The 13,019-nt window shown below is 57.6% G+C and carries 8 protein-coding genes; all 8 read left to right on the plus strand.

From position 1 onward, the window contains the following. The first annotated feature begins 181 nt into the window (after window positions 1-181). The gene (locus tag V5E97_RS33525) at window positions 182-1,438 is read left to right on the plus strand and encodes a nucleoside permease (RefSeq protein WP_406695888.1); all 1,257 of its coding nucleotides are present in this window, start codon (window positions 182-184) and stop codon (window positions 1,436-1,438) included. A 1,762-nt stretch (window positions 1,439-3,200) separates the two neighbouring features. After that, window positions 3,201-3,863, plus strand: coding sequence for a sigma-70 family RNA polymerase sigma factor (locus tag V5E97_RS33530; RefSeq protein WP_406695889.1), 663 nt, complete (start codon window positions 3,201-3,203; stop codon window positions 3,861-3,863). 2,148 nt (window positions 3,864-6,011) lie between these two features. Further along, on the plus strand, window positions 6,012-6,755 hold the full coding sequence (locus tag V5E97_RS33535) for a hypothetical protein (protein ID WP_406695890.1): 744 nt from the start codon (window positions 6,012-6,014) through the stop codon (window positions 6,753-6,755). A 137-nt stretch (window positions 6,756-6,892) separates the two neighbouring features. Further along, the gene (locus V5E97_RS33540) at window positions 6,893-7,057 is read left to right on the plus strand and encodes a hypothetical protein (RefSeq protein ID WP_406695891.1); all 165 of its coding nucleotides are present in this window, start codon (window positions 6,893-6,895) and stop codon (window positions 7,055-7,057) included. 184 nt (window positions 7,058-7,241) lie between these two features. Then, a complete protein-coding gene (locus tag V5E97_RS33545; protein WP_406695892.1) occupies window positions 7,242-8,252 on the plus strand; it encodes an exosortase/archaeosortase family protein in 1,011 nt (336 codons plus the stop codon). A 35-nt stretch (window positions 8,253-8,287) separates the two neighbouring features. Further along, window positions 8,288-10,540 carry a polysaccharide biosynthesis tyrosine autokinase gene (locus V5E97_RS33550; RefSeq protein WP_406695893.1) on the plus strand — a complete coding sequence of 751 codons (2,253 nt, stop codon included), beginning with the start codon at window positions 8,288-8,290 and terminating at the stop codon, window positions 10,538-10,540. Between the two features lie 184 nt (window positions 10,541-10,724). Beyond that, entirely contained in the window at window positions 10,725-11,396 is a 672-nt protein-coding gene (locus tag V5E97_RS33555; RefSeq protein ID WP_406695894.1) for an exosortase-associated EpsI family protein, read from the plus strand. A 208-nt stretch (window positions 11,397-11,604) separates the two neighbouring features. Beyond that, window positions 11,605-12,900 carry an O-antigen ligase family protein gene (locus V5E97_RS33560; protein ID WP_406695895.1) on the plus strand — a complete coding sequence of 432 codons (1,296 nt, stop codon included), beginning with the start codon at window positions 11,605-11,607 and terminating at the stop codon, window positions 12,898-12,900. Window positions 12,901-13,019: the final 119 nt, after the last annotated feature.

Raw genomic sequence — 13,019 nt, forward strand, 5'->3', positions numbered from 1 at the left:
CGCGGATCTGGCCAAACCTTAAACCCGGCGCCCCTGCCCTGCTCCTACCCGACTCATGGCGTTGCTCCACGAGGTGATTGACCGCATCGCCAACCGAACGATGGTTCTGATCCCTTGATCAAAGACGAGCCAGGGCGCCCCTGAGGCGAATCGAGATCCCCAACCGAAGTCGAGGCGAACCTTGAAGACGAGTTTGTTGGTGCGGCTCTGGGTGATGGTGTTCGTTCAGTATGCGATCTGGGGCCTCTGGTACGTGACGATGGGCACCTACCTGACCCGGACGCTTCATTTCAGCGGCGGCCAGGTCGGGCTCGCCTATGGCACTCCGGCCATCGGAGCCATGATCTCGCCGTTTCTGGTCGGTCTGGTGGCCGACCGCTTTTTCGCGGCCGAAAAAATCTTGGCGGTCCTCCACCTGATTGGCGCGGGCCTTCTCTATTTCGTCTCAACCACCACGAGTTTCCCCGTCTTCTATGGGGCCTTGATGGCCCACACGATCGGCTACATGGCGACGCTTGCTCTGACGAACTCGTTGACCTTGCGACACGTGACAGACGCTGGTCGTCAGTTCCCCCTGGTGATGTTGATGGGCAGTGTCGGCTGGATCGCCGCCGGCCTGGTCATCGGCCAAGCTGAAGTCGAGGCGGCGGCGACACAATTCCAGTTGGCGGCATTGGCGTCGGCCGCGATGGGACTCTATTGCCTGACCCTGCCCCACACTCCTCCGCTTGACCGCGAGCGCTCAACCACATTGGGTGAAGCCCTTGGCTTCGACGCGTTGAAGCTGCTTCGCCATCGTTCGTTCGCCGTGTTCCTGCTCGGCTCGTTCTTGATCTGCGTCCCGTTGAGCTTCTACTTCAGCTGGACGAACGTTTTCCTGAACGAGATTGGGGTCAAGCACGCCGCGAGCAAGATGACGCTGGGACAGGTTTCCGACGTGACGTTCCTACTCTTGATGCCCCTGTTTGTCGGTCGCCTGGGAGTGAAGCGAATGCTCCTGCTGGGCATGCTCGCGTGGACGGTTCGCTTCGGCCTGTTCGAACTGTATGCGAGGGGCCAGACCTGGCCAGCCTTGCTCTATACGGGAATCGCCTTGCATGGAATCTGCTACGACTTCTTCTTCGTGATGGGGAGGATTTACGTCGACCGCCGTGCACCCGAGCATCTTCGTGCCACGGCTCAGGGTCTGCTTGCGTTCGTTACGCTCGGCGCCGGGATGTTTGTCGGGACCTGGCTCTCGGGGATGATCGGAGAGGCCTCCGTGATTACGAATAGCGATGGAACCGTCCTCCACGACTGGAGTCGGATCTGGATCATCCCCTCCATGATGTCTGGGGCGGTCTTGGTCGTTTTCGCCCTGCTCTTTCGGGACGAAGACCAAGAACTGGTCGAAGTGACGGCGGGAGAACCAGTTAGCCTACCGACCGAGGCGTGGTGACACGGCCGTCTCGAGGCAATTTGGCGAAGGTCGGACCCGTAAGAATTCCTCGAATTCCGCAGGGTTCGACGATTCCCCGCTTCATCGACTTCCTCGGTTGCTGGAATTCCCCATGCGCCCGGTTGTAAGTGAACAAATTGTGATGAGGCCGCCCGTGCCATGAGGCGTGTGAACAAATCTCGCGTGTTTTACTAGGCAAGAATTGGCTGGGAAGCATCATTGTAAGATCTGTAGTTGTCATGGTTTCTGTTTAAATCGACAGAGTTTTGGCTGTCGTTGAGCAGTGTTGTGCCGATTTCACAACAAGGTCCGCTGGCCCGCCGGTATCGCGTTCGAGCGTCGACACGCCGACAAACTTGACCCGCAAACAACGTAAAGCCTCGCTGAACCTGTGATAACGTCATGATCGATTCCCAATCGATTCGCGGTTAAAGTCGGAATCCACCTGGAGGGTGGTCCCGCCTACCGTCCCGATCTCTTTATCTATGAAGTGGTTATGATGGTAGACTGTCGTCGTCCCAGAGGAATCATTGGGCCACCGATGACAAGCACGCCGATGACGTCGAAGCACGGGGGAAAATGATTCAGGAAGCTTTGGAATTCTGCTATAAACTATTCTGAAAGAATAGGTTGCGTTGTTGAGTCAGACGCCATCTTCGTCATTCCCCGTACCTGATTCCCCAACGAACGCGACGATCGCATTGGCGTGGTGTTGAGGGAACGAGCCCGCCATCACCACCATCCCGTGGGCGATCCATGACAACCCCCGCGGCGATTCGCATCCACACATTCGAGGGTTTCGTCAATCTTCGACTCATCCTATTAGAGTGAATTGGAGCAACCGGTCTGGCTTTTCCTAAGCCAGGCCGACCTGGTTCGCTGCCAGGCCGGCGTCCGGTCGCTGGCGATTCCATCGTTGATACGCCGGTTACCGACCTGATGGGGCCAAACGATGCGCTCGGCTTGAAACAGGAACGGCTTCACGGGCGAGGGCGTATCTTTCGCCGACAAGGCGGCGAAACAGTCCAATAGAAGTATGCCTGCGTTTGGAAGACGGCTCCAAGACCAAGAGAGGATCATTTGGAATTCCAGGACGGATCGTGTGTTGAGTTGGTGGGTTAGGGACTCCATGCGTGGTTTGGGTGAGAATTGTTACGAGTGGAGCATGAGCGATATTAATGGCCGGATCCTTGACAGGTAAACGGCAAGGCAGGCTGCGCAAGATGCTGTGGATGCGAAGACTGCGGGGCCGTGAACCCAGGGTCGTCACGAGTTCCAACCAGGCTCCGCCACATGGGGGGAACAAATTAATAATTTCGTTCGGCCATGAAATCTCGCTGAGACCACGCGACGACCATGACGACTTTTGTTATAGTACATTGAATTCTAAAGTCTCAGAACAGTCGGGATTTGTCATGGAAGACATGTGTTTGCTATAAGTGGTTCATCCTTAGCGAATGGATAGTGGAGTCCAGAGAGTCGGAGATTCGCCCGCTTCGGACATCGATCAAGCGGCGGCAAACTGAGTTGAGCATTGGAGCGTGCAGGAATGCGAAGTGATTCCCATCGTGGTCTTGGACTCCAAGAAAGGTAGGCCGTCTCCGAATTGTTGCGGGGTTTTTCCCAGAAACGAATTCGACTCGACTCGAACCAGTCGTTTCGGAAGTAGCAGGCGTGTTCCGGTTTCGGAATTCGAAAGAAGCTTGAACACGAAGTCGGGCATCACCTCAGGGATGAGTCGTATCCAACGGAGGTCGACCCCATGCACGATGACCACTGCAACTATCTCATGCAGATTCTTGGCAAGGATTCGGTAGCATCGAGCACGGAAAGGGAACACTCCGCCAATGGAACAACCCAGCACCTCAGTCTCGAGCAAGAATCATCCGAATGGGTGACCGTTCAATGTTGCTTGAAACGAATTCGTCGCTGGCGTGTTCCGCCTCATTGGTCGATCCAAGATTGGTTCGATGAGATCGTGGCTGAGGTGACGCTTAGTGTCATTCAAGCCACGAATGACTTCGATGCAAACCGAGGCATTCCGTTCGGCGCTTTTCTCCACCGGCGAATCATGCAGACGGCTCTCGCCCGATATCGTAGGGAGTGGACCTACGCGATCCACCAGATCTCAGTAGCCGCCGTCTACGAGTACGAAGCCGTCAAAGGGGGGGAGTACCCCTCGCGTGAAGCCATCGGTTCCTTGCTGACCGAGGCAATCGCTCGCCTTCCAACGTCGGATGCTTCACTGATTGAAGAAATCTTTTGGGAGGGGAAGTCGGAATCATGCCTTGCGGAAGCGCTTGGGATTAGCCAGCAAGCAGTGAACAAACGTAAACACAATATCTTCAGAGAGCTCGACACGATTATCAGAACCCGTTTTCCCCAGATTGCTCCAGGCGCCGACTCAGACGCCCCGATTAGTTAGTTTGATTCGCCCGGTCGAATTGCACAGACGCTCGACACCTTCTTGAAGAGAATCAACTCCCTTTCTCCCCTTTCATTGACGCTGTTGTCAATCCAGGCTGACTCTGAGTTACGCCATGAATTTGCCGCATCAAATGCGAATCGCACGAAGCCGTGTGAGTGAAGCGAGGAAATGAACCCGGTCGGCTGCTCCGCGGCGGGTTCCTGGAATCAGAGATCGATGCGGGGAATAAAGATTCACCTGAATTCGGCCGGCTCACGATCGGCTCGGCGGATGAATCGCCCGACCAATCCCGGCGCCGCACTCGAGCGAACTGAGCCTCGAAAGAGGTCTCTGTCCGCCCCATCAGTGACTTCTCGCGGCAGTCACACCGATTCAGACACGGCTCTTGCTGGGTTGAGTGGTGTGGCCTTGGGGACGCTCGCTCCCACCAATCACCTCGACGAACTCGCCGAACGCACCACTTTGGGGTTTGGTCTATCAATAATGTGAATCGACAAATTTGGGCGTCTAGGGCCCCATAAACCTGAACGAATGATTCCGTCTGCTCAGCTTGCGCAGGGTGATAGCTGGGTAAACAAAAGCATTGGTTGGCCTTTTATAAGGGAATAGGGGCCGTTTTGCGTCCGATTGTGCGTTATGTTAAGAAGTAAACGGTGTGGTTAATGGCGGGCATCTCATTTTCGGTTGTAATTTTTTCAGAGCCTGCAATAACGTTAAGTGCAGAGAGACCGCCGGGAAGTTATCTCTTTCGGTTGCGAGACTGTCGAAGAGCGACGGCTCAGTGACGCGATGATTGGCGTCTTGGAAATGAATCCTAGGCCGGCTTGCCAGACATCACACTCATTGCGTGGAGTTTGCAGGGATCAGCCTGAGTCACGTGATTGAGGGGTGGAGGCTGCACACATCTCGTCAGTGCATCCGCACTGCCGTTGAGGTGGGCCGTGTTTCGCATTCACACATAATCCAGGCTGAAGTTAAGGGGGCTGTTGCAACCCATCGGCCAGAAGTACGCGCCGACCGCTGCTCCCGGCGGCATCGCCGACATTGAACCCTGAATCAGTCAAGGAGCGGGATATCGTGATGGGTTGGGTCCCCCTCGCTCATCCGTTATGCTGACGTCAACTCGCGTGGCCTAATCGAATCACCGAGGGACTGATGAGAGTAGGCCTCGTGAGCGAATCGGAAGGCGGGGCTTAGCTTGAGAGCGATTGACCATTTGAGTGGCTGGAGGCCGTCGTTGGCCTCGGTCTTCCGGGAGTCAATCCGGGGTGGGAAGTAGGACCCCAGCCACCCTGGCTGTGGGCAAATCGAGGGGAATTCGCCCCGGACAGCCTGATTTTCGATTGGTTTGCCTCGTTTCCTTGAGGCTCGGGCACGGTTTCCTGTTTACAGTTGATTAAAATAAGTAAATCACGAAAATATAAGGAATTTGCGAGTCGGATAGTGAGCTGGCGTTTGTGCCCATGACGATGTCCGGCAGACCGTCACACGGCTCGGCGTCCACCCCAGCGAGTTCGAACCGAGACAATCTCCGCTGCCATTCTCCTGCGTGAGCCGGTTCTCAACGATCTACGGAACTCACGCAGCCGATCTCGCCTGGCCACCTTGGGATCAAGGCACTGCTTCGCTCAGAGAGGGGGTGAGGTCACTCGTCACTTCGATCGCCAACGAGTCACATCGCGAAACGATCGTGGCCGTATGAGTGTCGCGACCTCGGAGAACCTCCGTTGCTCTCAGCCAGCCGAACCGGCTTCGGCATTCCCCGTGTGGCCTGACGACGTAGCCGATCCCCCACAATACACTCCCCAGAACTTCGTCAAGGAGGTGAACCCACCGTAGATAAAAGCGTGGGAACGTGGAAATTATTCCGCTCGTTCGGCCGAGCCCTCAGCGCCGGATTCCACACGCTTCAGGTTTCTGAGAGCGGAGTCAAGTCGGGAAGGAAGATTACAAGGTTCCCAAAGATCATCGGGCTGGGAGCGTCCTTTTCAGGACGACTCGTAGTTATCCACAAATGAGGGACATCAGCGGTGTTGTGTCGGTTGTCTAATCTGACAAATTGGCACTGATGGACGAGTGACGTCATGACCCGCTTGATTGAACTCATGCGTGTGTTCAGGCCATTGATTAAAAGGGGGAAACTTGATGAAGCCGTTGAATTTCGTCTTAGCAGCGGTCGTCGGGCTGTTCATCAGCTCACCCGCCGACGCCGCGATCACGCTCGGGCTTTCGTCCGTCGAAAACGCGTCAATCCAGTTCACCGGGACTGGAACCGGACAGTCCACGATTTCGTTCAATAACGGCTCGAACGGTAACAGTTTCGCGATCACAACCGTGGCGGGCAGCCCTGGCGGTTCTCCCGCCGGGTTGTTCGGTTCCATCGCCGGATCGTTTACGTACTCGGTCGCGACTATCATCTCGATCGGGGCGCTGCAAATCGCGCCGCTCGGCGGATCTGCAGTATTGAGCATCGGTTCAGCCGGTGGTCCCGCGCTGACCGCCACCATCACGGGAATCGCTCTCTTTTCGCTCGGAAGCTCCGGCGGGAGCGACGGACTTGCCAGTTTGATCAACCTCTCAAATGTCTCTTACAGCGGGTCGAATATCGCCCTGCTCCAACTCAAAAACGAGGCGACAGCCGGAGGCGGCGTGGCTTCGATCAGTTACCAGTTCGGTGTGCCCAAGAATCTGACGAATCTCGCCGCCGCAGGCACGACATCAACCACCTTCTCGGGCACAGTAACGACGATCAACTCGGGTTCGGGGACGACGGTCGATTCGGGTCCGGTGGCGACGGTTCCCGAGCCAGGAAGCCTGGGCATGGCGTTCTCAGGGGTTGCGCTGTTGAGCCTGGGCTATTATCGTCAGCGCCGGCGCAGGCTGGTCTGACGAACACGACCAATCCGATCCGTACCATGGTGTCGGGCCACGAACGATCCTTGAGGCCGCAATCCTCGAAGCCGGCGACCAACGCGATCCTCGCGGAATTGCCAGGTTGAGGAGTCGCCTTCGCTCTGGACATGAGCTTGATTCGAGTTTGTCGAGGGGGCCGCGAGTTCCTCGACTCGGCGAGATTGTTCCTGACCGTGCGGATCCTGATCGGGACGATCTTCAAGCGGAAGGTCGTCTCGCTCGACCGAAACACCCGCCTCGTGTTGGAAACGGGCAACGTTGCCGGAGATGCCAATTGACCCGGCGCACCTGAGTCGTAAAGCAGCCAAGCGGGGATACCGAGCGGGGACGGAAAGCGAATCAGTGTGCACAATGAATAAGCAATAATGGAAACGGAATTGATTATGCTTTGTATCGAATTGCGCGAACGCCTTGCGAGACCGTCCCCATGTGAATGGCCGGGGAGCATAAGGGATGAACGAAATGATGAGACACGATCCCAACGCTGTGAACCGGTCGAAACAATTGGATTTTCTCGTCATACTGGCGGGGCTACTTGGCGTGGTCCTGATCTGGTTTTACTGGCCGGCATTATCTGTTATGGTCAAGCGTTGGTCGACCGACCCGCGCTATGCCCACGGTTATCTCGTCCCCGTGTTCGCGCTAGTCGTGCTCTGGCATCGTCGTGACCGGCTTGCGGCATCCGCACCGGGCTCGAACTGGGGAGGACTGGGACTGGTCGGGATCGCTCTCGCCCTGCGGATGGTAGGCGCTTACCTCTACGTCGGGTGGTTGGAGGCGGTTTCCCTGCTCCCGGCGCTTGGGGGTCTTTGTGTTTTGGCTCGGGGCTGGCCGGCTCTGCGGTGGGCGTGGCCGGCGATTGCTTTTCTGGTCTTTATGCTCCCGTTGCCCTACCGGCTTGAAGGAGCGTTGGCTTCTCCCCTGCAACGCGTTGCCACTAAAGCGAGTACTTATGCTTTGCAGACACTGGGCTTCCCTGCCCTCGCCGAGGGGAACGTCATTCATCTGGAGGAGGTCGAGCTTGGCGTCGTTGAGGCATGTAGCGGGCTGAGCATGCTGTTCACATTCTTCGCCATGGCGTCCGGCATGGTGATGGTGATCCGTCGGCCATGGATTGATAAGGTTGTGATTGTCGCAAGTGCGGTCCCCATCGCTCTCATTGTCAACACGGTACGAATCACGGTGACCGGTGTCGTTCATGAGTCGGTGGGCAGTGATATGGCCAACCTCATCTTCCACGACCTGGCCGGCTGGCTGATGATGCCAATGGCCATAGGCCTGCTCTGGCTCGAACTCAAGATGATGTCGTGGCTGCTGATCGAACCACCACCTGCGTCCACCGCGCTTAACCCGCTTGACCTGGCGAGGGCGGCGCGGGATGCACGCGATCACCGAGATCCGAACGATGCGAAACGGCAAGCCGGTAAGCAGGATGCGTCTGCCGCCCTGAAGGGACTGTTGACGAACTCCTAAACTGGTTGGATTGGTTTGCAGGGAGCACCTACCTCATGATGTCAAACTCCAACCCCGGACCTAGCCCCGATTCGGCCAATTTGCCCGCGGTCGCTCCGGCGCACCGCTCGGACACACTCTCGGTCCCGTCGGCAGGATTCGGTTCGTCAGCAGGCTACGGAGCGCCGGCAGGCTTCGGAGCGTCGTCCCATCTGGATCTGATCACGCTCATCAAGGCCTTGCGTCGTCGTTGGCTGCTGGCTTTCAGCGCGGGACTGGTCGGCGCGGCAATTATCGCTATTACTACCTACTACCTTGTGCCGCCCGCGAAATACACGACGCGGGCGATGTTGCACGTCAATTCGGTCAAGCCGAGAATTCTCCTGCAAACCGGCGAGCTCCATACCGAGTATGGGGCCTACCAGCGGACGCAACTGGCGCTGCTCGAAAGTCGCCTTGTGCTTGGCGCTGCACTGAAACAACCGCGAGTCGCCAAACTCCAGGTTCTCACCAATATGAGTGACCCGATCGAGTGGCTCGAGAAGCAACTTCTGGTCGATTTTGCCCCCGGATCCGAGATTCTACGGATCAGCATGAGTGGCGAAAAGCCCGAAATACCGATGCTTCTGGTCAATGCCGTGACCGAAGCCTACCTGGATGAGATCGTTGATGTCGAGATGAAGCAAAGTCGGCAACGCTACGATCTCCTGAAATCGACCTGGAGCCGCTATCAGGAGAACTTGAGGGAGAAACGCAAGCAGCTCAAGCGGCTGACGGAACTGGCCGGCTCCGATAATAAAACGACCATCGCAAGTATTCATCAGCATGAACTGGATCGTCTCGGTCGGGCCGAGGACGAACTGTCGCGGATCCAGTCCGAGTTGAGGGGTCTACGGGTCGAGGCCGAGGTCCTCCAGGAGAAATCGGCCCTGAACGCTTCTATGATCACTCCGGCCATGATCGAGGACGCGATCAGCCGGGATCGCTCGATCGAACTGCTCAGAGAGCGGGAGTCGCAAGCCCAGCGGGCCATCGAGCGGGTTTATCGAGTGGCCCGGAACAAGAATGATCCCGCCGTCAAGAAATATCGAGATGAGCTGGATGCGGCTCGTGCGGGGCTGGTCGCGCAGCATCGGAAGCTCTACCCCATCATCTCACAACAGTTGCAAAATATGGGGCGCGAAGCGAACGGGTCCAAAGAGACCTTACTCCAGCATCGAATTAGTATACTTTCTAAGCTTGAGACGGCGCTCGAGGACGACGTCAAGCGGCTCGCTGAGCGGAGCCGTTCGATCACCCAGAACTCGGTGGATCTCTTCTCGATCCAGGAGGAGATCGCCAACGCCGACGAGGTGGCCCGGACCATTGGGAAGGAGGTGGAGGCCCTGACCGTCGAACTCCAGGCTCCTCCCCGGATCCGACTGCTCGAGAAGGCGGAACTGCCGCGCACCAAGGACGAGACGCGCCAGTATCGGATGGCAGGCATGGCGGGATGCGGAGCCTTCGTACTTGCAATTATGGGGATTGCCTTGTGGGAAACTCGTGCCCGACGGGTCGACTCGGCGACCGATGTGATCCATGCACTGGGAATCAATCTCTTCGGGACTTTGCCGATCCTGCCACGGAGGCGCCGGATGCTCGGCTCAGGAGAGGCACATAATCGACGGTGGGGAAGCATTCTGATCGAATCGGTCGACGCCGCCCGGACCGCGCTGCTGCACGTCTCGCGGACCGAGTCGGTCCGCGTGGTGATGGTCGCCAGTGCGCTGGGAGGCGAGGGCAAGACGTCGCTGTCGAGTCACCTGGCGACCAGCCTCGCCCGTGCGGGCCGCCGAACCCTGCTCATCGATGGCGACATGCGCCGCCCCTCCGCGCACGAATTGTTTGACCAGCCGTGTGTGCCTGGCCTGAGCGAGGTGCTACGAGACGAGATCGAGGTCGTCGACGCCGTTCAGCCGACGTTGGTCAACGGTCTCTCGTTGCTCACCGCCGGTTTCAGCGATGGCGACTCGATCCAAGCGCTCGCCTCCCGGGATTTACGGGCCTTGTTCGATCAGCTCAAGGAAAGTTACGACTTCCTCGTGATCGACTCCTCACCGGTGTTGCCGGTGGCCGACGCCTTGCTGATCGGTCAACACGTCGACGCGGTGATCTTCTCCGTGATGCGCGACGTCAGTCGCATCCCCATGATCCATGCGGCCTACGATCGGTTGTCGAGGCTGGGAATCCGGATGCTCGGAGCCATCGTCACGGGCGAACAGACCGACCATTACGGAAGCAATTATCACCCCAATGACCGAAGCTATTAACGGTCAGGAAAGTGATGTCCAGTACCACAGACGCCCTCGGCTGTCACGTTTCAGCCGGGAGGAATGGGCCACATGCACTCGCACACTGGGCCGACATTACTTTCCTGATGACTGATCAGCATTGAATGAACCAGTCGCACAGGATATGCGAATCGCGTGTGGATCACCAACACCGAGCCGACTCATGCTTCGACTCCTGCCTACGACACTCGCTCTGGCCCTGGTGATCTCAGCCGGGATTGTCCACGGTCGGTGGACCCAACGTTGGGCCGTGTCTCATACGATCGAGGACGCCGCGGCCAGGCTACGTCGCCTCCCCATGACCCTGGGCGATTGGCAAGGAATGCCGATGGAGCTCGATCGTAAACAAGTGGAGTTGGCCGAGATTGCTGGATACGTCGTGCGCCGCTATGAGGATCGAGTCAATAAGGACGTTGTGACCATCCTCTTGGTGTGCGGCTCTCCTGGACCGATCTCGGTACACACGCCCGATATCTGCTACGCCGGGGCTGGTTTCGAGTTGATCGGCGCACCGGAATTGTTCACGGGGCCGACCCATCCTTCGGGGCCGCCGGCCCTGTTTCGGAACGCCCTGTTTGGTAAAACCAACGCCACGGTACCGACCTACCTACGCATTCTTTGGTCCTGGTCTGCGAGCGGACCCTGGGTGGTTCCTGAGAATCCACGCCTTGCGTTTGCATCGAGTCAAGTTTTGTACAAGCTTTATCTCGTCCGACAACCGACCTCGACCGACGAGCGAATCGAGGATGATCCGAGCCCAAGATTTCTCGGGCTTCTACTTCCCGAACTGGAGCAAATCCTCTTCGGACGTACGGGACGCGGTTCGCCGAGTTGATTTTCACCGTGGTCGGTCAGTTGCTTGCCCGATCCGACGAGTGCAAGGGGGCGATCCCGGGATCGGATTTCTTCGCGTTTCGCTCACAGCGGTCAATTACTCCTCGTTTGCGGAACTTTGACCCGCGCATTTGCGGACAGCGTCACCCCGACAGCAGTCTTGCAATGAGCCATGCCGGCCCCGCCGGCCGCACGCCTCGAGGCTTGCCATGGACTTCGCCGCTTTCTTGTTGCTCAACGCCATTCTCTTTATCCGACCGATGGAGTTCATCCCCGCTCTGTACGGACTTCCGCTCTACAATCTGTCGTTCTGCCTGTGCATTATCCTGAGTTTCCCCGCACTGCTCGCCAAGAACTCATTCCGCTCAATCTTGGGTCATCCGATCGGCGCCTGTGTGCTGACCTTGGCCTTGTCCGCGGTTCTCTCGAACCTGGTTCGTCACGGGATCCAGGAGGCAATCGAAACTTTTGATGTCTTGATGAAGGTTGTTCTTTACTACATTCTCTTGGTTATCATCGTCCGGTCCCCATCGCGAATGAAGTGGTTTCTGGCGTCTCTCGTCGTCGATGGCTGCATCGTCGCTGCGCTGGGAGTGGCGGACTACAAGGGTATTATCAAAATCCCAAGCCTCGTCGTGCTCGAGGAGACGCGGTACGTCGACGGCATTGAGGTCCCCTTTCGGAGGCTGAGTAGCACTGGTCTGTTCGGGGATCCGAATGACTTGAGCCTGCTTCTTGTCGGATGCGTCATCAACAGTCTCTATCTGGTAAGCGACCGTTCAATTGCAGTGCCATTGCGGGCACTCTGGCTCTTGCCCTTGCCAATCTTGTTTCAAGCACTACTCCTGACCTATTCGCGAGCAGGGATGCTCTCCCTGCTCTTCGCGACCGCCATCTTTGGGATCGCCCGGTTTGGCTGGCGTGCCATGATCCCCATCGTGCTCGCGATACCGCTCGTGCTCGGCATCGGCGGTCGCCAGTTGGACTTCAAGCTCTCGGGTGGTACGGGGCAGAGCCGCATCGCGATCTGGGATTTATATTCTGGCTTGTTCGTCCAGAACCCTGTGCTGGGCGTGGGGTATAACCACTGCCTGGACTATGCCGACCATGTGGTTCACAACTCATACCTGCATGCTTATGTAGAGATGGGGTTCCTCGGCGGCACCGCGTTTTTGGGGGCGTTCATGATAAGCCTCTGGGTGCTGGTAAGGATCGGGAGACGCCGGTCTCGGGGACTCGACAGCGAACTCGCCAGGCTCTGGCCCTTTCTGTTAGCCGGTGTCGGATGCTACGCCCTCGGGATCACATCCTTGTCGCGGTGCTACGTGGTCCCGACCTTTACGACTCTCGGTCTGGTTGCCGCATACGAGCGGATGGCCTTGGCCGCCTCGCCCAGACAGTCGCTTCGGATCGGCCTGAATCTCATTGCGCTGCTCCTGATCAGCAGTGTGGGTTTCTTGATCGTGATATTCGTCATCATCAAGAAAAATGCAAATTACTACTGACTTAGTGGTGCATCCGGCGAGTTCTCAGTCCTGGGTGGGCCGGGTTCCAACCCGTAGCCCGGCCAGGTCGGCCAGATTTCCCTGAGGCCGGACAACTGCTTGGACTTGCGCTGCCTCAT

Origin of the sequence: Singulisphaera photorubra (assembly GCF_045290345.1) — a bacterium.
Taxonomy (GTDB): domain Bacteria; phylum Planctomycetota; class Planctomycetia; order Isosphaerales; family Isosphaeraceae; genus Singulisphaera.

Coding starts and splice junctions, on each gene's coding strand:
- V5E97_RS33530 (WP_406695889.1), top strand. CDS start 3,201: ATGCACGATGACCACTGCAACTATCTCATGCAGATTCTTGGCAAGGAT.
- V5E97_RS33535 (WP_406695890.1), top strand. CDS start 6,012: ATGAAGCCGTTGAATTTCGTCTTAGCAGCGGTCGTCGGGCTGTTCATC.
- V5E97_RS33545 (WP_406695892.1), top strand. CDS start 7,242: ATGATGAGACACGATCCCAACGCTGTGAACCGGTCGAAACAATTGGAT.
- V5E97_RS33550 (WP_406695893.1), top strand. CDS start 8,288: ATGATGTCAAACTCCAACCCCGGACCTAGCCCCGATTCGGCCAATTTG.
- V5E97_RS33555 (WP_406695894.1), top strand. CDS start 10,725: ATGCTTCGACTCCTGCCTACGACACTCGCTCTGGCCCTGGTGATCTCA.
- V5E97_RS33560 (WP_406695895.1), top strand. CDS start 11,605: ATGGACTTCGCCGCTTTCTTGTTGCTCAACGCCATTCTCTTTATCCGA.